The 21564-nt window shown below is 39.7% G+C and carries 25 protein-coding genes and 3 pseudogenes; 10 read left to right on the top strand and 18 right to left on the bottom strand.

All coding sequences use genetic code 11. From position 1 onward, the window contains the following. The 5 genes and pseudogenes from D3222_RS26855 to D3222_RS20895 all read right to left on the bottom strand — a co-directional run. A pseudogene (locus D3222_RS26855) lies at positions 1-178 on the bottom strand (hypothetical protein); the annotation flags it as partial. A gap of 94 nt (positions 179-272) precedes the next feature. Then, a pseudogene (locus D3222_RS20910) lies at positions 273-703 on the bottom strand (gp16 family protein). A gap of 98 nt (positions 704-801) precedes the next feature. Beyond that, positions 802-993, bottom strand: coding sequence for a hypothetical protein (locus tag D3222_RS20905; RefSeq protein WP_118987847.1), 192 nt, complete (start codon positions 991-993; stop codon positions 802-804). 587 nt (positions 994-1580) lie between these two features. Next, positions 1581-2181 (bottom strand): annotated as a pseudogene (locus D3222_RS26210) (AAA family ATPase); the annotation flags it as partial. A gap of 115 nt (positions 2182-2296) precedes the next feature. Next, complete coding sequence (locus D3222_RS20895; RefSeq protein ID WP_118987846.1) at positions 2297-2497, bottom strand: hypothetical protein; 201 nt, start codon at positions 2495-2497, stop codon at positions 2297-2299. A 137-nt stretch (positions 2498-2634) separates the two neighbouring features. Here D3222_RS20895 and D3222_RS25180 point away from each other — a divergent pair, with 137 nt between their 5' ends. After that, on the top strand, positions 2635-2799 hold the full coding sequence (locus D3222_RS25180) for a hypothetical protein (RefSeq protein ID WP_157975382.1): 165 nt from the start codon (positions 2635-2637) through the stop codon (positions 2797-2799). Positions 2800-2878: 79 nt separating this feature from the next. Here D3222_RS25180 and D3222_RS20890 read toward each other — a convergent pair whose 3' ends face one another. Next, positions 2879-3217: a helix-turn-helix domain-containing protein gene (locus D3222_RS20890; protein ID WP_118987845.1), complete on the bottom strand. Its 339-nt coding sequence runs from the start codon at positions 3215-3217 to the stop codon at positions 2879-2881. Next, positions 3214-3573: a type II toxin-antitoxin system RelE/ParE family toxin gene (locus D3222_RS20885; RefSeq protein ID WP_118987844.1), complete on the bottom strand. Its 360-nt coding sequence runs from the start codon at positions 3571-3573 to the stop codon at positions 3214-3216. Before D3222_RS20885 ends, D3222_RS20890 begins: the two co-directional genes overlap by 4 nt. A gap of 118 nt (positions 3574-3691) precedes the next feature. Here D3222_RS20885 and D3222_RS20880 point away from each other — a divergent pair, with 118 nt between their 5' ends. Further along, entirely contained in the window at positions 3692-4015 is a 324-nt protein-coding gene (locus tag D3222_RS20880) for a hypothetical protein (protein ID WP_118987843.1), read from the top strand. 68 nt (positions 4016-4083) lie between these two features. On the opposite strand, the gene D3222_RS20875 is transcribed toward D3222_RS20880, so the two are convergent. The 4 genes from D3222_RS20875 to punC all read right to left on the bottom strand — a co-directional run bounded on the left by D3222_RS20875 (position 4084) and on the right by punC (position 8127). Then, positions 4084-4422, bottom strand: coding sequence for a helix-turn-helix domain-containing protein (locus tag D3222_RS20875; protein ID WP_036843600.1), 339 nt, complete (start codon positions 4420-4422; stop codon positions 4084-4086). 93 nt (positions 4423-4515) lie between these two features. Continuing rightward, the gene (locus tag D3222_RS26850) at positions 4516-4650 is read right to left on the bottom strand and encodes a type II toxin-antitoxin system RelE/ParE family toxin (protein ID WP_369973531.1); all 135 of its coding nucleotides are present in this window, start codon (positions 4648-4650) and stop codon (positions 4516-4518) included. A 611-nt stretch (positions 4651-5261) separates the two neighbouring features. Continuing rightward, entirely contained in the window at positions 5262-6413 is a 1152-nt protein-coding gene (gene cfa / locus D3222_RS20865; protein WP_118987842.1) for a cyclopropane fatty acyl phospholipid synthase, read from the bottom strand. 517 nt (positions 6414-6930) lie between these two features. Beyond that, positions 6931-8127: a purine nucleoside transporter PunC gene (gene punC / locus D3222_RS20860; protein ID WP_118987841.1), complete on the bottom strand. Its 1197-nt coding sequence runs from the start codon at positions 8125-8127 to the stop codon at positions 6931-6933. Between the two features lie 147 nt (positions 8128-8274). Between punC and punR the strand changes: the two genes are divergently transcribed. Further along, positions 8275-9183 carry a DNA-binding transcriptional activator PunR gene (gene punR, locus D3222_RS20855; RefSeq protein ID WP_118987840.1) on the top strand — a complete coding sequence of 303 codons (909 nt, stop codon included), beginning with the start codon at positions 8275-8277 and terminating at the stop codon, positions 9181-9183. Positions 9184-9189: 6 nt separating this feature from the next. Here the strand turns inward: punR and purR are convergent, their stop codons facing one another. Beyond that, positions 9190-10215: an HTH-type transcriptional repressor PurR gene (gene purR / locus D3222_RS20850; RefSeq protein ID WP_118987839.1), complete on the bottom strand. Its 1026-nt coding sequence runs from the start codon at positions 10213-10215 to the stop codon at positions 9190-9192. A 629-nt stretch (positions 10216-10844) separates the two neighbouring features. On the opposite strand from purR, the gene D3222_RS20845 reads away from it, so the two are divergent. Then, positions 10845-11192 carry a Grx4 family monothiol glutaredoxin gene (locus D3222_RS20845; RefSeq protein WP_118987838.1) on the top strand — a complete coding sequence of 116 codons (348 nt, stop codon included), beginning with the start codon at positions 10845-10847 and terminating at the stop codon, positions 11190-11192. Positions 11193-11551: 359 nt separating this feature from the next. On the opposite strand, the gene rnt is transcribed toward D3222_RS20845, so the two are convergent. Continuing rightward, positions 11552-12205: a ribonuclease T gene (gene rnt, locus D3222_RS20830; protein WP_118987836.1), complete on the bottom strand. Its 654-nt coding sequence runs from the start codon at positions 12203-12205 to the stop codon at positions 11552-11554. Then, complete coding sequence (gene gloA / locus D3222_RS20825; protein WP_118987835.1) at positions 12205-12618, bottom strand: lactoylglutathione lyase; 414 nt, start codon at positions 12616-12618, stop codon at positions 12205-12207. Before gloA ends, rnt begins: the two co-directional genes overlap by 1 nt. A gap of 172 nt (positions 12619-12790) precedes the next feature. Here gloA and D3222_RS20820 point away from each other — a divergent pair, with 172 nt between their 5' ends. Together D3222_RS20820 and slyA are read left to right on the top strand one after the other, a co-directional pair. After that, positions 12791-13030, top strand: coding sequence for a DUF1289 domain-containing protein (locus tag D3222_RS20820; RefSeq protein ID WP_118987834.1), 240 nt, complete (start codon positions 12791-12793; stop codon positions 13028-13030). A gap of 554 nt (positions 13031-13584) precedes the next feature. Continuing rightward, on the top strand, positions 13585-14016 hold the full coding sequence (gene slyA / locus D3222_RS20815; RefSeq protein WP_112875782.1) for a transcriptional regulator SlyA: 432 nt from the start codon (positions 13585-13587) through the stop codon (positions 14014-14016). An 84-nt stretch (positions 14017-14100) separates the two neighbouring features. Here the strand turns inward: slyA and D3222_RS20810 are convergent, their stop codons facing one another. Beyond that, entirely contained in the window at positions 14101-14571 is a 471-nt protein-coding gene (locus D3222_RS20810; protein WP_118987833.1) for a glycine zipper 2TM domain-containing protein, read from the bottom strand. A 347-nt stretch (positions 14572-14918) separates the two neighbouring features. Between D3222_RS20810 and anmK the strand changes: the two genes are divergently transcribed. The 3 genes from anmK (at position 14919) to tyrS (ending at position 18128) form a co-directional block, all read left to right on the top strand. Beyond that, positions 14919-16031, top strand: a complete 1113-nt coding sequence (gene anmK, locus D3222_RS20805) for an anhydro-N-acetylmuramic acid kinase (protein WP_118987848.1) — start codon at positions 14919-14921, stop codon at positions 16029-16031. 49 nt (positions 16032-16080) lie between these two features. Next, on the top strand, positions 16081-16734 hold the full coding sequence (gene pdxH, locus D3222_RS20800) for a pyridoxamine 5'-phosphate oxidase (RefSeq protein WP_118987832.1): 654 nt from the start codon (positions 16081-16083) through the stop codon (positions 16732-16734). 119 nt (positions 16735-16853) lie between these two features. Then, positions 16854-18128 carry a tyrosine--tRNA ligase gene (tyrS, locus tag D3222_RS20795; RefSeq protein WP_118987831.1) on the top strand — a complete coding sequence of 425 codons (1275 nt, stop codon included), beginning with the start codon at positions 16854-16856 and terminating at the stop codon, positions 18126-18128. 26 nt (positions 18129-18154) lie between these two features. Here the strand turns inward: tyrS and D3222_RS20790 are convergent, their stop codons facing one another. Next, on the bottom strand, positions 18155-18352 hold the full coding sequence (locus D3222_RS20790; protein WP_118987830.1) for a hypothetical protein: 198 nt from the start codon (positions 18350-18352) through the stop codon (positions 18155-18157). A 1-nt stretch (position 18353) separates the two neighbouring features. On the opposite strand from D3222_RS20790, the gene pdxY reads away from it, so the two are divergent. Beyond that, positions 18354-19217, top strand: a complete 864-nt coding sequence (pdxY, locus tag D3222_RS20785) for a pyridoxal kinase PdxY (protein WP_118987829.1) — start codon at positions 18354-18356, stop codon at positions 19215-19217. A 50-nt stretch (positions 19218-19267) separates the two neighbouring features. Here the strand turns inward: pdxY and gstA are convergent, their stop codons facing one another. After that, positions 19268-19873: a glutathione transferase GstA gene (gene gstA / locus D3222_RS20780; RefSeq protein ID WP_118987828.1), complete on the bottom strand. Its 606-nt coding sequence runs from the start codon at positions 19871-19873 to the stop codon at positions 19268-19270. A 495-nt stretch (positions 19874-20368) separates the two neighbouring features. Then, positions 20369-21127 (bottom strand): hypothetical protein, encoded by a 759-nt coding sequence (locus tag D3222_RS20770; protein WP_118987826.1) that lies wholly within the window; start codon positions 21125-21127, stop codon positions 20369-20371. Positions 21128-21564 lie beyond the last annotated feature (437 nt).

Below are 21564 nucleotides of genomic sequence, written 5' to 3'. Positions count from 1 at the left end.
GCTCAATTTCCATCTGTTCAATCGCGTCAACCGGATCGTCAGTGCGGATAATGTCCTGACGAATACGTTCACGCAGATGCTGATAAACAGCTATAAAGAACTGCACTTTACGTTCAGGCCGTTTAGGATCTTCCGATAAACGCAAAGCATCACGCAGATGTTCGTTATCAGCCAACGCAGGCTCAACATGGATTATTTCACTGACCGTGCAGGCTGTGTGCTGTGCCAGTTCTACCAGCAGTTCAGGACCTTTACTACGAAAGTTATTCACATCATTCATGCTTTTTCCTTGTGACGCGGTTCCGCCACTTCTTCAGTTTTTCAATAATGCTGCTGGCTTGGCCTGAATCCAACCACTGTCATCGATATCCGTTTCATGCTTAATCCAGTGAGCTAAGGCTTGTTCAGAACTATTATGAACAAGCCTTATAGATGCCATTTCCAACCACAATGTACGTATCTTCCTTGATTGGGGATGGCTATCTAATGGACATGATGTTTTGGATTTCTTGGAGGGTTTAATCTTAAAACCATGCCTTTTCATTGCTTCCAAAAYGCGAGTTAACTGCGGGATATCCATTTCCCGCGTAGAGGCTTTTCCGGTTTCTGAAAGTAGCATCTGGCGATACATATCTTCATCTAGTTTTAAATTACTATTACTACGTACAATATGAATAAGCTGAATAATTTTCTGTTTTGCCATCTTATTCATCCTCTGCTATGTACTCTCTAATTGAGTAAACTAAAATAGTCAGCATTAACTTGATACTACTGAACTTGGCTTTTTGGTATAAGACCGTTTTATCCATGAGTGGTCTCTAGTGGTTGTAAATCCCATGTTGCCACAGATACACCGTATTGCTGACTACAATGTGGACAAACCAAGATTAAATCAACAACCCACTCACCAAACTCAGGAGTCTGGATAACCTTGGCTTGTTTTAGATTCATTTGTTCAACAGGTTGTTTGCAGTGATTACATGTTATTTTCATAAGTATGTTCCTTACTTAATTTTCTGTTCAAATGGATAATTGAAAAACTTTCTTTTCCTGAATTAATTGATATTCCATTAATATATTTTACAATAGCTTTATTTACATAATTGCGTGGTGTATAAATCGGATTTAGATTTAAACAGAATTTTCCTTTTTACCATATTTAATTACCTGTTACTTAATGAATGTATTTATTAATACCAATATATTCACTTCTTTTCCTCAGCAAAGAAACCTTGCTTTTCAAATAGATCGATAATGAAATGCCGGTATTGATATTTCCAAGACTTCCATTTCTCTGGTTATGGTATGTTACATCCTTGTTTTAACCAACTTGAAATTAATAAAACCAGAAATTAGTCGAATCCACCTTGCATATTTAACTTGTGATAAGGCAGTTTTAATATATACCCGTTATCTTTCAAGCTGCTGCTTTGTTGGCTGCTTTCACTCACCCCAGTCACATAGTTATCTATGCTCCTGGGGATTCGCTCACTTGCCGCCGCGCTGCAACTCGAAATCTATTAGGTATAAATATTGTCAATATTAATTGTTAAGTAGAATTTTTTCTCATAATGATATCTTTAGCTAACACTGCGAATAATATTGGCATCAACCATAGATATCTCATTAATTGCAGCCATGTTCATCGCTGCAATAATCAAATTTCCGATAGCTAATGGATATAATAAACTAACAATTTCTTTACCGCTATGCCGACTAAGACATAAACGGTCACGGATAGCACCAATAGCGCTATTATCTAAAATCTTGTTAATCTTCATGCCTACGCGACTAAATTTAAAATCCAGAAATGTTTCCAGATAATCATTAAGAGGAAACAAATTAACAACTTCACAACGTTGCACTACTTCACGAACCTCTTGATTACGTTCAGATAGCTTCAATTCCAGCTCAGACTGAGCGTGCTTCAGGCGATCGTTTCAAGTTTTCCAATGGCGCTAAGGTATTCACAATAGCTTCAGCAATGTTTGATGCTTTCAAGGTCTTACCTTTTACATCATTGTCTTCCATTGCTAATACATAGGGTCCAATAACAATAACGGGGGTATTTTCCCTGTTAATACGGTCAATAAGATCACGACGCAGTGTCGTTTTACCTGAACCCGATTCCCCTGATACTGCCAGAAAACCACCATAGAAGGCTGTTTGATACATGGCTTCCAGTAGTTCAATATCTTGTTCACTCATATCCGCCGTATCCAGTACTGATACAACACTCGCCATGTCGGAATAGAAGATATCACCGTAGTTCTCAATGTCCGCAGTATTCTTAGTATTAAGCATGGTTCAGTTCCCCCAGTGGTTTGCATGAGGCAAATACCAAAGGAAAGCCTGCTAGCAGAGTACAAGCTTCTATTTCCGTAGTAGCTAATATTGAAATCATGCGTAATGGGGGAAGTTTGATTATCAGTCGGTTAGAACGGGCGTTAATAAATATATAGGGCTTTGAATGTGCGCGTATGTTACTATTAGCCATAGCATTAGCTCCAATAATGTTGTGGTCAGAAGCCCGGTTAGTGGTGAGACACTACCGGGCTCCGTTGTTTTTGAAACCCTTTGAATATACACTGGTGTATACAATATACATTAAATCATGGGGTATATACCTTGTCAGTGCCAAATAAAAGATCTCCTCAATTTCCGATGAGATTAACAGAGGAATTTCGTCTCCAGCTTGAAGCGGAAATGAAGAAAGATGGTGATACGTCTTTGGCAACATGGATAAAACGAATTTTGCGTAAAGAGCTGCTGACACGTGGTATTGAACCGAAAGGTTGAATCATTTTGAAATACCAAGAGGCACCCATTCTAAGTGCCTCTTATTTTAAATTACCCTAATAACTTTAATATGCGCGTCTTAGCCTACCGTAATCTGAACAGGTTTCCCTATACGGGTTAACATATTAATCAATGCGTCAATGGTAAATTTATTTACTTTTCTATTCACAACATCAGATACTCTTGGACGAGAAATGTGCAATACTGTTGCTACCTCAGTTTGTTTTATTTTTTTATCTATAATCCATAAGGTAATTTCCCCTATTAACCGTTCTTTGATTTGCAGTGTGTTTTCTATTTCTCGTAAAGAGGTTGTATGAAGTTGCTGAGCCTCTTGCTCAGTAAAACCTAATTCAGAAAATATATTATGTCCGGCTGGAGTTGCCCTACGAATTTCAGTGTCAATTTTGGTGGTCATTTGATATTTCTCCGTTGCTGGATAACTGCGTTGTATCGTACTTTAGCGATATCCTTGTCCTGTTTATTCGTTTGTTGAGTTTTCTTCTGAAAACTATGTAATACGTAAATAGCTTCATCAAATTTAGCAACATACATAATGCGATAAATACCTGTACTGTCTCTTAGCCGTATTTCTTTTACGCCAGAACCGATGTCAGAAAAGGGTTTCCAGTCTTCAGGATCTATTCCACGCTGTATTCTGTGAAGCTGATAGCCTGCGTCTTTACGTGTGTCTATAGGAAAGGCTAACAAGTCTTCATAAGAAGAGCCAATCCAGGCAATTTCTTTCTCTGTACCGCTCCTGATTTTCGTCATAGTTTTCCTTCCTTATTTAATTGTATGCAATGCTGAAATCATGTGTAATGGGCGAAGTTCGATTATAAATCGATAAGAAAGGTATGTTATAAATGTATAGCGTTTTGAATGCGTGCGTATGTTACTATTAGCGTTAGCCATAGCATTAGCTCCAATAATGTTGTGGTTAGAAACCCGATTAGTGGTGAGACACTACCAAGCTCCGTTGTTTTTGAAACTCTTTGAATATACACTGGTATATATAATAGCATTAAATCATAGGGTATATACCTTGTCAATACAAAATAAAAGATCTCCTCAATTTCCTATGAGGTTAACAGAGGAATTTCGTCTCCAGCTTGAAGCAGAAATGAAGAAAGATGGTGATACATCTTTAGCAACATGGATAAAACGAATTTTGCGCAAAGAGCTGCTGGCACGTGGTATTGAACCGAAAGGTTGAATCATTTTAAAATACCAAGAGGCACCTATTCTAAGTGCCTCCTATTTTGAATTGTTAATATATGTGCCTTAACCCACCGTAATCTGAACAGGTTTCCCTATACGGATTAACATATTAACCAATGCGTCAATGGTGAATTTATTTACTTTTTTATTCACAACGTCAGACACTCTTGGACGAGAAATGTGTAACATCTCTGCTACTTCAGCTTGTTTCATTTTTTCATCCACAATCCATAAAGTAATTTCTTCCATTAACCGTTCTTTAATTTGCAGTGTGTTTTCTATTTCTTGTAAAGAAGTTGTATGAAGTTGTTGAGCCTCTTGCTCAGTAAAACCTAATTCAGAAAATATATTACGTCCGGCTGGAGTTACCCTACGAATTTCAGTGTCAATTTTAGTGGTCATTTGATATTTCCTCGATGCTGGATAACTGCGTTGTATCGCACTTTAGCGATATCCTTGTCTTGTTTATTCGTTTGTTAAGTTTTCTTCTAAAAACTATGTAATATGTAAAATAGCTTCATCAAATTTAACAACATACATAATGCGATAAATACCTGTACTGTCTCTTAGCCGCATTTCTTTTACACCAGAACCGATGCCAAAAAAGGGTTTCCAGTCTTCAGGATTTATTTCATGCGGTATTCTATGAAACTGATAGCCTGCGTCTTTACGTGCGATCTGTAAGGAAAGGCTAACAAATCTTCACAAGAAGGGCCAATACAGACAATTTCTTTCTCTAGTACCGCTCCTGATTTTTATCATAGTTTCCTTCCTCATTTGGATGTATAAAATTTTATACTACCCCGCAAAAAATTGCAAATGCAGAATTGAAAGAGTTTGAAGCCTGACGAGGAGAAAATGTGCGATAGGTACGTTTCAGGCCGCTGACAAACTTGGCTATTTCAAACATTACGTTGAGATGACTGGTAGCAAGTTGCGTCTCGATATCAAGTTGCCCAACGGTTCGTACTACAGATTCAGAGGAAAAATGGGTAAATTGAATAAACTACAGTCATATCTATGACGGTTAGTTATGTAAAAACTTTTCAATAGATGAAACGCAATTACCGCTTCATTTATTGCGTGAATGAGGGAAATTTATCGCGCGCGGCATCACCGGGAGCATAGCTAACTATGCGATTGGGGTGAGTGATCGCAGCCAACAAAGAGGCAACTTGAAGGATAACGAGTATATCTTTATTGACTAAAAGCTACAGTGGAAACCTGTAGCTTTTGGTTAATTATCGGGCTACCCGTAACCCGCCTTCAATACCTTTTAGACTGAATATGATTTGCCATAATTGGATATCGCGAGCACGAAATGCACCTGCACAGGCATTCAGGTAATAGCTAAACATGCGTTTAAATGTCGGACTATAGTTATCTTGTATTTCAGGCCAGCAGGCAATAAATCTTTCATGCCAGGCCATCAATGTGCGGTCATAATCTGCGCCAAAGTTATGCCAATCTTCCATAACAAAACAGCTTTTGCTGGTGTGAGCTATTTGCTCAATCGAAGGCAGGCAGCCATTAGGAAAAATATATTTGCTGATCCACGGGTCAGCACCAGCTTTAGATTTGTTAGAGCCGGCAGTATGTAGCAGGAATAAGCCATCAGGTTTCAAGTTTCTTTGAACAACGTCGAAGTAAGTCGCATAATTTTTAGGTCCAACGTGTTCAAACATACCGACAGAAACAATTTTGTCGAACTGCTCATGTAAATCCCGATAGTCTTTCAAAATGATCTTTACATCCAGATTCTTACATTGTTTCTGTGCATATTTCTGTTGTTCGGCTGAAACAGTGATACCTGTTACGGAAACACCATAATTTTTAGCAGCATAAGCCGATAACCCACCCCAACCACATCCAATATCCAGTAGGGTCATACCTGGAGAGAGTTCTAATTTCTCGCAGATAAGTTTCAATTTATCAAGCTGAGCTTGTTTCAGTGTTTCAGCTTGTTTCCAGTATCCGCAGGAATATTGCATATAAGGGTCAAGCATACGGGTAAAAAGATCATTTCCTAAATCATAATGTTGATGACCGACAATCCATGACCGTTTTGGCGTTTGTAGATTACGTAAGCGGGTTATTGCGATTCTCATCGTATCTTTGAAATTATTAGGCATTTTATTTTCTAATCCAGCGCGTAAAACGCGATAAAAGAAAATATCTAACTGCTCACAATCCCACCAGCCATCCATATAACTTTCACCTAATCCTACCGAACCTTGTTGTAAAACTCTTTTATAGAAATTAGGATTTTTTATCTGGATATCATAAGGATTTTGACCATTAATTTGAATACCTGCTTTTTTTAGCATCTCATTGGCAATTCTCTGCCAGGAGTTAATGGCTGTTTTCGGGTTTTCAATACAGGATGAACTCATATACTCTCCAACGTTAATGTGATGGAATATTGAGGAGCTCGTTTTACTGCCTATCCCAATAGGGCTATTTTATTTGCCTTTCTTTGCCATGAAAGAGCGAACCTGGGCAGTGCTCAGACAAAAGCGTTAGCTTTTGAACGCACTTTAGTGCGGCCCGTAGGGCGAGCGAAGCGAGTCATCCTCATGTACTACGTGTACGCTCCGGTTTTTCCGCGCTGTCCGTGTCCAAACTGCCTGCAACAATTACGCCTATGGGATAGGCACTTAGCTAATAAAGCAGGATGCTAAGACGCAAAATGCAAAAAATAACAAAGAATCAAAGTAAAAAATCTTAAAGATGACTAATCCATGAGTTCAATGGGGGCAGTCATTGCTCCTGAAAACCTCAAATCCCAGGTTATTTATAATAGGGAACGTATTGAGTATAAAAGCGTAAAATTGTTTTATCAATTAATAAATAAAGACTGCAATTAATGGATAATTAGCAGCCTTTATTGAGATAATAATCTGATTAATATCAGGAATTTTGTTCAACTGTTTGAATGCGGCGATCAGTGTTTTTTTTCCACTGTATAAAATATCCTAATGCCATCGGAACAACGGTGGAAACCATGACAGTGGTTGTGGATATAAGTGGATTGCTGATAAACGCTGATACAATCAGGCTGGCGATAAAACAGAGTCCTAATTGAAGCGTGTTTTGCAATGCAGTGGCTTTTCCACTGTCTTGTGGATAAGCGGATAAAGCGTTTGCTACTGCAATTGGGTATAACGCCCCATTCATCGCAGCCATAAAGCAAAAAGGTACCAGAATGGTGAATAGAGTTGGCTCGCTAAATTTTGCAATTAAATAGAGCACAATCATGCTGACAGCATAGCCAATTAACAGATAAGGGAAAATAATCTCACTTTTTATTTTGGCTAAAATACTGCGGCATCCATAACCTCCAACGATAAAGGCCAGCGTTTGAGGTATATAACTCAGACCGATGTCATCCGGGGTATATCCCATCTCACCGAGAATCGAAGGTGAGCCTGTTAACCAGGCAAAAAAGCCGGCGCTGCATGATGCAAATATCAGAACGTTGCCACTAAATAGCGGTGATTTTAATAGCGTAAAGAAAGAGACATTATTTGTTGGCGCTTGAGTTTCACGGTTTTTGCGATTTTCTTGCAAGAACAGCGTAAAGAACAACAGTAATAATGTAATTGTCAGTAAGACGAGGAAAATCATGCGCCAGCCGCCGTGTTGTAACAGCCAGGCTCCCATCAAAGGCGCCAGGGCAGGGGAGAGCGCAACCAGAGGCATAATCGTTGCAAAAACATGTTTGGTACGCTTGGCCTCATAGCGATCAATCACTAATGCTTGCCACGAGACTGCGGCTGAACAAACACCTATGGCTTGGATAAAACGCAAAACTAAAAGTTGGGTGGCGTCTGTTATCCACATCATGCCCAGACAGCCGATAGAAAACAGGGATAGCCCGGTGATGATAATCGGCTTTCTGCCAAAGCGATCTGAAAGAGGCCCCCACAAAAGTTGAGCGAAGGCGAAACCTGCAAGAAAGATGCTGAGGCTGGCACTGATTGCGTTTGCTGATGTAGCTAATTCTTGTTGCATAGTGCCGAATGCTGGCAGATACATATCAATAGCCAGATAACCTAGCATACTCAAGCCTGCAAGGTAGAACATGAACTGACTTGAGTTTTTCATTTGATTACTCTCTTTGAATGTCATGATTGAAATAATTTGCAGTGATAGGGAGATAACAATATTGACACATATTCTATATGTCGTGATTTTTACTTGTGAAATGGTAATATTTGCATAGTGCTGTGAAAAAAATTGAAAGGTGAAATTATGTGGTCGGAATATTCACTTGAAGTCGTGGATGCGGTTGCCAGAACAGGCAGTTTTAGTGCCGCTGCATCGGAGCTTCACCGGGTCCCTTCTGCGATCAGTTATACTGTAAGACAACTGGAAGAGTGGCTTGCTGTTTCGTTGTTTGAGCGTCGTCATCGGGATGTGGAATTAACTGAGGCAGGCGCTATTTTTGTCAAAGAAGCTCGCTCTGTTATCAAAAAAATGATTGACACTCGTCACCAGTGTCAACAAGTTGCAAACGGCTGGCGAGGGCAATTTAGTATTGCTATTGATCGCGTTGTCAAACCAGAACGTAGTCGCCAGCTTATTCTTGATTTCTACCACCATTTTCCTGATATAGAACTTTTTATTCATCAGGAAGTGTTTAATGGTGTGTGGGACGCGCTGGTGAATAGTCGAGTTGATGTTGCAATTGGTGCAACCCGGGTAGCTCCAGTCGGGGAAAGGTATAGTTTCCGAGATATGGGGTTTATGCCCTGGTTATGTGTGGTTAGCGCAGGCCATGCGCTGACTCAGTTGCCGGGTCCGCTATCTGATGACCAAATGCGGCCTTATCCAAGTTTGTGCCTTGAAGATACATCCCGTAATTTACCGAAGCGTGACACTTGGAATCTGGATAATCAGCGCCGGTTGGTGGTGCCTGATTGGGAGTCTGGTCTGTCTTGTCTAAACGAAGGGTTATGTGTGGGAATGGTGCCTGAGCATAGGGCAATGCCGCTTATTCGGCAGAATAAACTCGTCGTGCTGGAATTGGAACAGCCTTTACCAGACAGTCCATGTTGTTTGGCATGGGTTCAAAACAGCCATTCTCCAGCATTAAGTTGGCTGCTTGACTATCTTGGCGATAGTGAAACTCTTAATGCTGAATGGCTTCAAGATGAATAAAGCGGATTAACGACGATAGTCGATAAATGGACCATCCACGACAGAACGTCGCTCAACCAAGCGTGGATGTACTTCAATAGATTGTGCATCTTCACGTTTATTGATTATGCGGTCCAGTAACATGGAAAACGCCATCTGCCCCAGTCGTTCTTTTGGCTGATGAATGGTGGTCAATGCCGGAGAGAAATAACGAGCGTTGCGTATATTGTCATAACCGATGACAGAAATATCCTGTGGGACGCGTAATCCTAATTCATCAGCAGCACAAATAGCCCCCATGGCCATAACATCTCCGCCGCAGAAAACCGCAGTCGGGCGCTGTTTTTGATTCAGGATTTGATGCATGGCTTTATAGCCCGATTCTGGTTCAAAATCCCCTTGAATAATCCACTCTTCTCTGATCGGAATGTTGGCTTCTTTTAATGCCTTTAAGAATCCTTGATGACGGCCGCCTCCGGTATTTCGTGCCAGAGGGCCGGGGATCGCACCAATATCACGATGACCTCGTTCGATAAGATAACGACCAGCCAGATAACCGCCGTGGAATGCATTATCAATAATAATATCGGTGAAATCACTTCTGGCCTGTCCCCAATCCATGACGACCATTGGAATATTGCGATAATCTTCCAACATTCCCAACAACTGTTCCGGATATTCTGAACACATAATTAGCAGTCCATCCACACGTTTTTGTGCCAGCATGGCTAGATAGGCTTTCTGTTTATCAATGTTATTGTGTGAGTTACATAAAATCAGCGTATAGCCTTTGCTATAACAACTGTTTTCAACAGCCTCAATGACTTCAGCAAAATAGGGGGCTTCACTGGAGGTTGCTAGTAATCCGATCGATTTTGTGTGGTTAACTTTCAGACTGCGAGCAACGGCACTGGGTGAATAATTCAGTGCTTTAATAGCAGCCCAAACAGCAGCTTTAGTATCTTCAGCGACGAAGCGGGTTTTATTAATAACATGGGATACGGTGGTGGTTGAGACGCCAGCGTGCTTAGCCACATCTTTGATCGTTGCCATGAGGTGAAAGACTCCTGACCTTTTGGTCTAAATTTAAAACGCTTTGTTAATCGCTTGCTAGCCCTTTACATCGAGGGGTTGGCAATAAGTTAGCGATAAATCCTGAATTTTGTCTGATTTGGCTCAAAAGTGAAAGCAATAATCAGTGTTATAAAATGTGTGGTAATCGCTATTTATGCTTTTCCTTATGTAAGGGCAATTAACTATCTCAATAGACTGGTTTTTGTCGTTATAAACTTTTTATTCTGAGGAGGCTTTATGAATACCGATTTGAAGCTTGGTTTATTTACTGCTGTCAGCACGTTGGTGATGATTGCCATTTTTGCCGCTCTTTGCTTGATCTTTGCCTGATATTTTGAACTGATTGGATGATTTAAAAATTGGGCTTTACGTTGAAGGGTAATTGGGCAGATAGTCTCAATGGTTTATCTGCCCTTTGCCTTTGCGCGTTAAAACAGATAAGTTCATGGTCATCTTAACAATTTCTACGATAAATAACAGTGGAAATGGTGTCATTTATGCCAGGATAAGAAAAGATCAGGATGCATATTAGTGAGAGAAAATGGTATTCTCCGCAATATTGTGGCGATGTTGGTTATCAACATACTGTTGGTTTAAAGGAAATAAAAATGACGACTATTGAGAAGATTGAGCGCCAAATTAAAGAAAACCCGATTTTATTGTATATGAAAGGTTCTCCTAAATTGCCAAGTTGTGGATTTTCCGCGCAGGTGGTTCAAGCTTTATCTGCGTGTGGTGAACGTTTTGCTTACGTAGATATTTTGCAAAATCCAGATATTCGTGCGGAATTGCCAAAATATGCTAATTGGCCAACTTTTCCTCAGCTTTGGGTGGAAGGTGAATTGATAGGTGGATGCGATATTGTCATTGAAATGTATCAGCGTGGTGAGTTACAAACATTAATCAAAGAAACTGCTGATAAATATCGTTCTCAGGACGAAAACGCGACAGAGTAATTTTTTCATCACTTATATACCTAATAGATTTCGAGTTGCAGCGCGGCGGCAAATGAACGAATCCCCAGGAGCATAGACAACTATGTGACTGGGGTTGAGTGAAAGCAGCCAACAAAGCAGCAGCTTGAAGGATGAAGGGTATATATACCTAATAGATTTCGAGTTGCAGCGCGGCGGCAAGTGAACGAATCCCCAGGAGCATAGACAACTATGTGACTGGGGTGAGTGAAAGCAGCCAACAAAGCAGCAGCTTGAAAGATGAAGGGTATAGACAGATTATCATGCTGTCTCCCCATATGTTGATATATGGGGGGCATTATTGTTTAGATTTGATTATATTAATCTGGCCGTTCAGCTATTTATCCGGTTTTTTCTGCTGTTGTCGCTAATGGCCAGCCACCAAGTTGTTTCCAACGGTTAACCATTTCACAGAATAATTCAGCGGTACGATCAGTATCATATAAAGCGCTGTGAGCTTGATTATTATCGAATGGGATACCGGCTGTGATGCAGGCTTTTGCTAAGATTGTTTGTCCTAATACCAGACCACCTAAAGCAGCGGTGTCAAAAGTTGCAAACGGATGAAACGGATTTCGTTTTAGTCCGGTGCGTTCCGTGGCAGCCATAACAAAGCTATGATCGAAGCTGGCATTGTGAGCAACGATAATTGCTCGATTACAATGATTATTTTTTATCCCTTTACGAACCATTTTAAAAATAGCGTGCAGAGCTTCATATTCGCTCACTGCTCCACGTAGCGGATTTAATGGATCAATGCCGGTGAACGCTAGGGCTGCTGGTTCAAGATTGGCTCCTTCAAATGGCTCAATATGGAAGTGAAGCGATTCGTCCGGTGTTAGCCAACCTTCATTATCCATCTCTAGTGTAACGGCGGCAATTTCAAGTAATGCATCTGTTTTGGCATTAAAACCGCCAGTTTCAACATCAATAACAACCGGGTAATAACCTCGAAAACGTCCACTAAGGATGTTTGGCTCTTTTTTGTCAGACATCAGATTGAGTTACCCAGAGCGTTGCTGGCATTTTTGTTTTCAATAAGTTCAATTTTGTAACCATCTGGATCTTCAACGAAAGCAATAATGGTTGTCCCGCCTTTTACAGGACCCGCTTCACGGGTAATGTTACCACCTGCTTTGCGAATAGATTCGCAAGTGGCTGCGACATCATCAACACCTAATGCGATGTGACCAAAGGCATTCCCCATTTCGTAATGGTCAACTCCCCAATTATAGGTCAACTCGATTACAGCTCCTTCGCTTTCATCAGTGTAGCCAACGAAGGCGAGTGAGTATTTATATTCGGTGTTTTCACTGGCGCGCAGCAGGCGCATTCCTAACACTTCAGTGTAAAAATTAATGGAGCGTTGCAGATCACCAACACGGATCATGGTATGGAGTAAACGCATAATTACCTCTAATTTAATGGTTTTGCCAATATTTTTGTGCGGTAAGTCGCACAAAAACCACTAACTATAACGTGTCTTACGGTTACAGTTCAATTTATCCATAATTATAATTTATTCTTATTCGGGTTTATAATTAAATATAGTATGTGAATTGTATAGGAAACGGGATGTGATGGCTGAGCAACTAGAGTTTTTTGCTATTCCCAGTCCTTGTCGAGGAATTTGTCAGGCGAATGAGCGGGGTTTTTGTCTGGGGTGTTATCGCAGCCGGGAAGAAAGATTTAATTGGATGAAAATGTCAGATGGGCGGAAGCGTGAAGTATTGCGACTGTGCCGGCAAAGATATTTACGTGCATTGAGAGCACAAAATCAGACAGATGAAGAACCACCTGAACAGCCATCACTGTTTTAATTATCGATTTTTGAGGTTATTAGGGTTAACAATTCAATGATTTACTTATATAGGGTTATATTTTTGGCAAAGTTATAAATGTTCTACTATAATCCCAAGTATTTTGTTTGTTATTTTTTTATTTCTTGATTAACGAAAAGGCTAAGTGAGATTGCTTGAATTTTTTTATAACTTTATGTTTTAAATGGAATTTTAAGCTTGATTGTGTGATAAATGTAAAATAAAAACAACATTAATGTAAAAATAGATAGCTTAGCATTTAGATGACAGCTATTCTTATAGTACTTTGAATAAAGTATTGAATGATATTTATTGATTTCTGTTTGTATTCATAGTTCTGATAGTTTTTATGGTAAAAATATTGTATGTTAATTGTTTTGTTCTGAGTTTAAATTAAGTTTGGTTGTTCTTGGTTATAGTTACCTGAATTAGTTAGTTACTAAGAATTTACTGTGATTATGCAGAAGTTATATATACTTTTTTAAGGCTAGTTAGCCTGATTTAGAAAAATTTGGCTGTTATGTTTAGTAGGCTAGTTATTTAAGGAGGGACAATTGGAATCTACATTGGGATCAGATCTGGCACGGTTAGTTCGTATTTGGCGTGCTTTAATTGACTACCGTTTAAAGCCGTTGGAATTAACTCAGACTCATTGGGTAACGTTATACAATATTAGCCGGTTACCTCAGGAGCAATCTCAGATACAGTTGGCGAAAGCTATCGGTATCGAGCAACCATCTTTGGTCAGGACGTTAGATCAGCTTGAGGAAAAAAAACTTATCACCCGGCATACTTGTGCCAATGATCGTCGTGCAAAGAGAATCAAGTTAACTGAAGATTCTGCATCGGTTATTAGGGAGTTGGATGGTGTTATTGAATCCACAAGAAATGAGATTCTGGGAGGTATTTCACGCGAGGAACTTGCTTTTCTTTCCACTTTAGTTCAGAAGTTAGAGCAAAATATTATCCAATTACAAAATAGATAGTAATTACGATATCCATGAAATGCTAACCGGATGAAAGAAGACCGCGACTTACTAAAATGAAGTCACGGTTTTCTTATTTATATCTTATTGTCGAGGTGAAACAGTAATATTACTACCTTGACCTGCGATTCTTACACGTTGGCCTTTATGAAAGACTGTTTTGTCTTGTTTTTGAACAACAATGATGCTTTCACCACTGTCACGACGAATTTCGAGTTCCACACCTTTAGTTGTGTTAAGAGCTCCCTGAACATTTTGGCCCGCGACACCACCGGCAATCGCACCCGCGGCAGTTGCTAATGTGTTGCCACTGCCACCGCCAATAGTATTACCAACAAGACCTCCTAGAACCGCGCCACCAATCGCGCCTAATACATTTTCATTGCTGCCCGCTTGAATATTGATGGGACGAACAGAAACAACTGTGCCGTAAGAGACAGTTTGAACCTGCTTAGCTTGTCCAGCAGTGTAGGTATCACCAGAAAGAGAATCGGTGTTGACACAGCCTGATAATGAAGCAACGGCAACCGCGCTAACTAAAAAGTGCTTAAACATAGTAACTCCTAATTTCGATGCCTGACTGCGGAAATCTGATAGCTTACTGGGCAGTCAGGCTAACAACCGGTATTGGCAATAAGTAATAAAAAGTTTATTCAAATAGAATATCGGTACATTAGCAATCTAGTGCTAAACATATATTAAACGTCAATAGAGATTTTTAAAAGAAATAGCTATGAATGAAAAATTCAGCATTTTTTGTGAAGTTGTTTCCAAAACTCAGGTTTTATTCCTTCGTTTGTCTATTAGTCATATACAGCCAAAACCACTGCGCTTTATAGTTATTGGCATGGTTTCTGATTTTATCAAGACAGATTCTAAGCAGGAAGGCAAATTAAATGGTTATGAAGTCAGGTCGTTATATTGGTGTAATGTCGGGTACAAGTCTGGATGGCGTTGATGTGGTGCTTGCAGCAATCAATGATAAAGTTGTTGCTCGGCAAGCCAGTTATTCGCATCCATTCCCATACGAATTAAAACAGAAAATTCTCGCAGTCTGCCAAGGGCAGCAAACGACATTATCGGCAATCGGTCGGTTGGATTATGAACTTGGTTCTTTATTCGCTGAAGCGGTACAAGGCTTACTGATTAAAACAGGGTTAACCACAAGTGACATTATTGCTGTGGGATGTCATGGACAAACCGTTTGGCATGAGCCAGATAGTCATACGCCTTTCACTATGCAACTTGGCGATAATAACCGTATTGCAGCTTTGACTGGGATGACTGTGGTTGGTGATTTTCGTCGGAGGGATATGGCATATGGTGGGCAGGGAGCGCCATTAGTTCCCGCTTTTCATTTCGCCGTATTAGGCCATCCGACAGAACGAAGGATAATTCTCAATATCGGTGGTATTGCCAATATAACGACGCTATTACCTGGATCACCTGTCAAAGGGTACGACACAGGTCCGGGTAATATGCTGATGGATAGTTGGGTATGGCGTCATCAGAAAAAACCTTATGATAAAGATGCGCAATGGGCACGAGAAGGTGTTGTTAATAACAAATTGCTCGGACAAATGCTTTCTGATCACTATTTTTCACGACCAGCCCCTAAAAGCACAGGCCGGGAGTATTTCAATATGAGTTGGTTGGAGGCGCAGTTAGTTAACTTTCCTGACATACCACCTGTTGATGTTCAGGCAACGCTGGCCGAGCTGACAGCAGCGTCTGTGTCACGGCAAATTATGTTGAGTGGTGGATGTGAGCGTCTATTGGTTTGTGGTGGTGGCGCACGTAACCCGCAGATAATGAGTCGACTTTCTGCCCTATTACCGGGGACGGAGGTGTGCCCGACAGATAAATATGGCCTAAGCGGTGATGATATGGAAGCACTGGCATTTGCCTGGTTAGCATTCCGTACAATGTCAGGTGCGCCAGGGAATTTACCCTCTGTTACCGGTGCGAGTACTGAAACTGTTTTAGGGGCGATTTATCCTGTTATTAATCAATAACAATGATAAGCTGTTTGGTATTTAGTGAGTCATGAACAGAGTTACGTTAATGTCAGAACATAATGAATTTGATGTTGCAGAATTGCGCCGTGAATATATTCGTGGTGGTTTAAGACGTAAAGATTTGACCAAAGAACCCATCGAACTTTTTGAGCGTTGGCTCAAGCAAGCATGTGAAGCTAAGTTGAGTGATCCGACGGCAATGTCTATAGCAACGGTCGATGAGAGTGGTCAACCGTATCAACGTATTGTGTTATTGAAGCATTTTGATACAAATAGTCTGATTTTTTATACAAATTTAGGTAGCCGGAAAGCAAAACATTTGGCGCACAATAACAAAATCAGCCTCCATTTCCCTTGGTATCCTCTGGAAAGGCAAGTCTCTTTTCTTGGTAGAGCTGAACGTCTTTCTCCTGTTGAAGTGGTGAAATATTTTCATAGTCGTCCTAGAGATAGCCAGATTGCTGCATGGGCATCACAACAATCTTCTCGCATTTCCGCACGCGGTGTTTTAGAAGGGAAGTTCCTTGAATTGAAACAAAAATTCTTGAATGGTGAGGTGCCTTTACCTAGCTTTTGGGGAGGATTTAAAGTGACCTTTGATTCTGTTGAATTTTGGCAAGGTGGTGCAAACCGGCTCCATGATCGGTTTATTTATCAACGGCAAGATGATAGCTGGCATATTGACAGGCTTGCACCATAAATCGTGGATTATCATTTTTAATACTAGCACTTATAGTATTGGCGTTTTATGCTATGCCGCACTTTTTTGAATAGCGATTTATATAACCAGACAAAATACACAAATTGATGGAGCCATTAATGTCTAGCAAGAACTTGATAAAACAACTGCAAGAGCGGGGCCTCATTGCCCAGGTGACGGATGAGAATGCGTTAGCGGAGAGACTGGCGCAGGGTCCTGTCTCCCTCTATTGTGGTTTCGATCCGACCGCTGACAGCTTGCATTTGGGGCATCTGGTTCCCTTGCTGTGTTTAAAACGATTCCAGCTAGCCGGGCATAAACCCGTGGCGTTAGTTGGTGGAGCGACGGGTTTGATTGGTGATCCGAGTTTCAAAGCCACTGAGCGTAAATTGAATACTGAAGCTACCGTTAAAGAGTGGGTGGAGAAAATTCGTAGACAGGTTTCACCTTTCCTCGATTTTGATTGTGGCGAAAATAGTGCTAAAACAGCCAATAATTATGATTGGTTTGGCAACATGGATGTTCTGACTTTCTTGCGTGATATCGGCAAACATTTCTCAGTTAATCAGATGATTAACAAAGAGGCGGTTAAACAGCGTTTGAACCGTGATGATGTGGGTATCTCTTTCACTGAGTTTTCTTATAATCTGCTGCAATCCTATGACTTTGCTCGCCTGAGTGAAGTACATGGTGTTGAGTTACAGATTGGTGGTTCTGACCAGTGGGGGAATATTACTTCAGGTATTGATCTAACTCGTCGTATCAACCAGAAACAAGTATTTGGCATGACCGTTCCATTGATCACGAAATCTGATGGTACTAAATTTGGCAAAACGGAAGGTGGCGCTGTTTGGTTGGATCCGAAGAAAACCAGCCCATACAAATTCTATCAATTCTGGATTAACACTGCGGATGCCGATGTTTATCGCTTCCTGAAATTCTTTACCTTCATGAATCTTGAAGATATTGATGCTTTGGAAGAAGAAGATAAAAATAGCGGTAAAGCTCCTCGTGCCCAGTACGTGTTGGCAGAACAAGTCACCGGTATGGTGCATGGTGAAGAGGGGTTAGCAGCCGCTAAACGGATTACGGAAAGTTTATTCTCCGGGGCTGCTGCTGATTTGACCGAAGCGGATTTTGCTCAATTGGCGCAGGATGGTATGCCGGTCATTGAGTTGGAAAAGGGTGCAGATTTGCAACAGGCTTTGGTTAATGCTGGATTAGTGCCTTCTCGTGGTCAGGCGCGTACGATGATCAGTTCAAACGCTGTCGCAATTAATGGTGAAAAACAATCTGAACCTGAATATCTGTTTACTGACAGTAACCGTCTGTTTGGTCGTTACACCCTGCTGCGTCGTGGTAAAAAACATGATTGTTTGATCTGCTGGAAATAACTAATATTACATATACCCTATGTATTTCAAGATGCATCGCGACGGCAAGGGAGCGAATCCCCGGGAGCATAGATAACTATGTGACCGGGGTGAGCGAGTGCAGCCAACAAAGAGGCAACTTGAAAGATGACGGGTATATGATGGGGCAACGGTAATGTTGCCCTTTCTCTTACTATGACTTTAATCTTATAAACAGAAGCCAGAATAAAAATATAGGCCGTCATCGTGAAAAATATTCTTTCAATTCAATCTCATGTTGTTTTTGGTCACGCTGGTAACAGCGCTGCGGAATTCCCTATGCGTCGGATGGGGGTGAACGTATGGCCATTGAATACAGTACAGTTTTCAAATCATACCCAATATGCTCAATGGAAAGGGTGTGTTATGCCGGCTAACCATCTTACAGAAATCGTTCAAGGCATTGAAGAAATCGAACAGCTCAAATCTTGTGATGCGGTACTGAGTGGATATATCGGTTCATCGGAGCAGGGGAGCCATATTATCGATATAGTGAAACGGGTAAAAGCGGTGAATCCTGATGCTTGGTATCTCTGCGATCCCGTTATGGGGCACCCAGAAAAAGGTTGTATTGTTGTGCCTGGGGTGGCCGAATTTTTATGTGAAGAAGCGCTCCCTGTCAGTGACATCATTGCGCCGAATTTGCTGGAACTTGAAACACTCAGTATGCAGAAAGTGGCTAATGTAGAACAAGCTGTTGTGGCTGCTCGAACACTATGTGAAAAAGGGCCGGATATTGTACTGGTTAAACACCTTAGTCGTGCTGGTTATCGGCCTGATCGTTTTGAAATGCTATTAGTGACTAAAGAACATAGCTGGCATGTGAATCGGCCTTTGGTGGATTTTGGCGAACATCAGCCAGTGGGTGTTGGCGATTTAACCAGCGGCTTGTTATTAGTTAATCTATTAAAAGGTGAATCTTTACAAACTGCCCTCGAACATGTCACGGCTGCGGTTTATGAAGTGATGGTAACAACGAAAGATATGGGCGAATACGAACTACAAATTGTGGCTGCTCAGGATAGAATGGTGGCGCCTGGCCATAAGTTCTGTGCGACACAATTGGATTAAAGCATTTAATTAACCGTTCCACACAATACCAGTGGAACGGTTTCTTATTTTTAAATTAATCCTTCGGCTTTCAGTGCATCACGAACATGTGGACGCTCTGCAATTTTCTTTTGATAAGCTTTAAGATGAACCAGATTGGATAGATCCAATTGCACTAAAGGTGCCCAATTACTGAGCGTGAATAAGTAAGCGTCAGCAACAGTAAAATGCTCCCCGGCAATGTATGGCTGTTTTGCTAATACTTCATCTATATACTTGAATCTTCTAAGTAGATTATTAATAGCAACAGGGCGATAATTTTCTGGTGTTCCTGGCATGAACAGGGGTGAAAATCCTTTATGAATTTCACTGGAAATATGGCTAAGCCATTCAAGTTGATGATATCGCTCCATAGTTCCGGCCGGCGCAATTAATTTTTTGTCCGGTTTCTGGTCGGCAATATATTGAACAATAACAGCTCCTTCGGTGAGGATTTCATTGTTATCTAACAGAAGAGTGGGTATTTGGCCTTTTGGGTTGACTGCGAAAAAATTGTCGCCGTTCTCCGTTTTTTTAGTTTTCAGATCAACTTTAATCACGCTGAAATCAAGTCCTGCTTCACGAAGTATGATGTGAGGTGATAGAGAACAAGCCCCAGGTTGGTAATAAAGTTTCATGTATCGCTCCTTAAAAATTTCCGGTAATAGATATATAGGACAAAGGAACTCAGTAAGGCATTGTCATAGCCTTGATGTATACTATCATGGTGTATATCAAATTGATAATTAAACGGATATAAGATAGTGGATTGTATCGTGATTAATCCTTTTCTATACTCTGGTATAGAAGTGATTATTTGTTTTTTTTATCATTATTTTCAAGTAGATTGTTGCATTAATATAGAAATTTAGGGGGAGTTATTGGATGAAGTGACTTATCCAACACTTCCCCATATTTCGTGTCATCTTGCATATTTTACAACTGGTTATATTATACGGAATAAATAATAGAGATTATTGATAGTTGCAAAAATTCGTCTTATACCTAATAGATTTCGAGTTGCAGCACGGCGGCAAGTGAATGAATCCCCAGGAGCATAGATAACTATGTGACTGGGGTGAGTGAAAGCAGCCAACAAAGCAGCAGCTTGAAAGATGAAGGGTATATATTGGTTATAAGATAATTAATATATTATTCTTGTTAAATGATTTGTAATCATAGGAGAATAAATTGAATTTATTTGTAAAATCACTAAAATAGATCATGCATTGCCTATAATTTCTTGTAAAAATATCTTTTTTATTTTCTTTATTAAAGTTTTCGACTAACTCATTGTAAATATTATTAATTGTTTTGATTTGTCCATTAAGTTTATTGACTGAATTGTTTATATTTCTAAGGCTAAATGAAACATCTGATATGTTTAAAGTGATTTCTTCCATCAATAAAGAGAGTTTGTATATTTGTTTTTTATCTTCTCCATCTGAAATATTCTTTAATAATTGTTGTATTTTTATATGTGTTTTTTCTGCGAAATTTTTCTTACTCTCAAAATCAATTTGAGATATTTCAAAGGGTTGTGGCAATTTTGAGATGAAATCATCTAGCTTACTAAAATCTGATTCAATTTCTTTCAATGCATGATTGACTCTGGCAATATAACCATGACCTAAATATCCACTGCTAAGTGAACCTAAATAAGTTGTTGCTTTGTGTATATTTTTAATAATTCTATCCATATCTTGTTCATCGGAATTATATGCATATTCATAATCTTCCAATGCTGATGGCCAGCGATATAATGATCCACTAAATTCATTCCAAGAAGCTGCAATTTCTTGGGATAGATCATGATTTTTCAGGCATTCTGGTAATTTTATATTGGTAATTGATTTGAACATATTGGATATAATTAAAAAATCATTTTTCATTCTATGCACCTTGCTAAAATAATAAACATCATTAAATTGTATGAAATATAATATTAAACCTAAAAAGTTAAAATGATAATAAAAATAAAATGTTGCACTGATAATTGATTGTATGAAAACTAAGTTGTTGATTATATTAAAGGACATATTATTGATTAGTGCAAGGAAACGAGATAATATTTTTTATTTCGGTAAAGCAATTATAAGATAATATATATTTTTTATTTCGGTAAAGCAATTATAAGATAATATCATTTAACTCTTTAATTACAAAGATTTAATAATTCTCTCCAATAGTTTTTTAGTTTAATGGTTTAATGGTTTAATGGTTTAATGGTTTAATGGTTTAATGGTTTAATGGTTTAATGGTTTAATGGTTTAATGGTAATGGTTTAATGGTTTAATGGTTTAATGGTTTAATGGTTTATTTAATTTAT

This window comes from Photorhabdus sp. CRCIA-P01, from assembly GCF_003545805.1.
Taxonomy (GTDB): domain Bacteria; phylum Pseudomonadota; class Gammaproteobacteria; order Enterobacterales; family Enterobacteriaceae; genus Photorhabdus; species Photorhabdus antumapuensis.
The sequence above is the reverse complement of the archived record's forward strand: the minus strand, read 5'-3'. Positions and strand labels throughout refer to the sequence as shown.

Excerpts from the sequence above, each read along its gene's own strand:
- D3222_RS20905 (WP_118987847.1), bottom strand. The coding sequence starts at position 993 with ATGAAAATAACATGTAATCACTGCAAACAACCTGTTGAACAAATGAAT.
- D3222_RS20895 (WP_118987846.1), bottom strand. The coding sequence starts at position 2,497 with ATGGCTAATAGTAACATACGCGCACATTCAAAGCCCTATATATTTATT.
- D3222_RS20890 (WP_118987845.1), bottom strand. The coding sequence starts at position 3,217 with ATGACCACCAAAATTGACACTGAAATTCGTAGGGCAACTCCAGCCGGA.
- D3222_RS20885 (WP_118987844.1), bottom strand. The coding sequence starts at position 3,573 with ATGACGAAAATCAGGAGCGGTACAGAGAAAGAAATTGCCTGGATTGGC.
- D3222_RS20880 (WP_118987843.1), top strand. The coding sequence starts at position 3,692 with ATGTTACTATTAGCGTTAGCCATAGCATTAGCTCCAATAATGTTGTGG.
- D3222_RS20875 (WP_036843600.1), bottom strand. The coding sequence starts at position 4,422 with ATGACCACTAAAATTGACACTGAAATTCGTAGGGTAACTCCAGCCGGA.
- cfa (WP_118987842.1), bottom strand. The coding sequence starts at position 6,413 with ATGAGTTCATCCTGTATTGAAAACCCGAAAACAGCCATTAACTCCTGG.
- punC (WP_118987841.1), bottom strand. The coding sequence starts at position 8,127 with ATGAAAAACTCAAGTCAGTTCATGTTCTACCTTGCAGGCTTGAGTATG.
- punR (WP_118987840.1), top strand. The coding sequence starts at position 8,275 with ATGTGGTCGGAATATTCACTTGAAGTCGTGGATGCGGTTGCCAGAACA.
- purR (WP_118987839.1), bottom strand. The coding sequence starts at position 10,215 with ATGGCAACGATCAAAGATGTGGCTAAGCACGCTGGCGTCTCAACCACC.
- D3222_RS20845 (WP_118987838.1), top strand. The coding sequence starts at position 10,845 with ATGACGACTATTGAGAAGATTGAGCGCCAAATTAAAGAAAACCCGATT.
- rnt (WP_118987836.1), bottom strand. The coding sequence starts at position 12,205 with ATGTCTGACAAAAAAGAGCCAAACATCCTTAGTGGACGTTTTCGAGGT.
- gloA (WP_118987835.1), bottom strand. The coding sequence starts at position 12,618 with ATGCGTTTACTCCATACCATGATCCGTGTTGGTGATCTGCAACGCTCC.
- D3222_RS20820 (WP_118987834.1), top strand. The coding sequence starts at position 12,791 with ATGGCTGAGCAACTAGAGTTTTTTGCTATTCCCAGTCCTTGTCGAGGA.
- D3222_RS20810 (WP_118987833.1), bottom strand. The coding sequence starts at position 14,571 with ATGTTTAAGCACTTTTTAGTTAGCGCGGTTGCCGTTGCTTCATTATCA.
- anmK (WP_118987848.1), top strand. The coding sequence starts at position 14,919 with ATGAAGTCAGGTCGTTATATTGGTGTAATGTCGGGTACAAGTCTGGAT.
- pdxH (WP_118987832.1), top strand. The coding sequence starts at position 16,081 with ATGTCAGAACATAATGAATTTGATGTTGCAGAATTGCGCCGTGAATAT.
- tyrS (WP_118987831.1), top strand. The coding sequence starts at position 16,854 with ATGTCTAGCAAGAACTTGATAAAACAACTGCAAGAGCGGGGCCTCATT.
- D3222_RS20790 (WP_118987830.1), bottom strand. The coding sequence starts at position 18,352 with ATGACGGCCTATATTTTTATTCTGGCTTCTGTTTATAAGATTAAAGTC.
- gstA (WP_118987828.1), bottom strand. The coding sequence starts at position 19,873 with ATGAAACTTTATTACCAACCTGGGGCTTGTTCTCTATCACCTCACATC.
- D3222_RS20770 (WP_118987826.1), bottom strand. The coding sequence starts at position 21,127 with ATGAAAAATGATTTTTTAATTATATCCAATATGTTCAAATCAATTACC.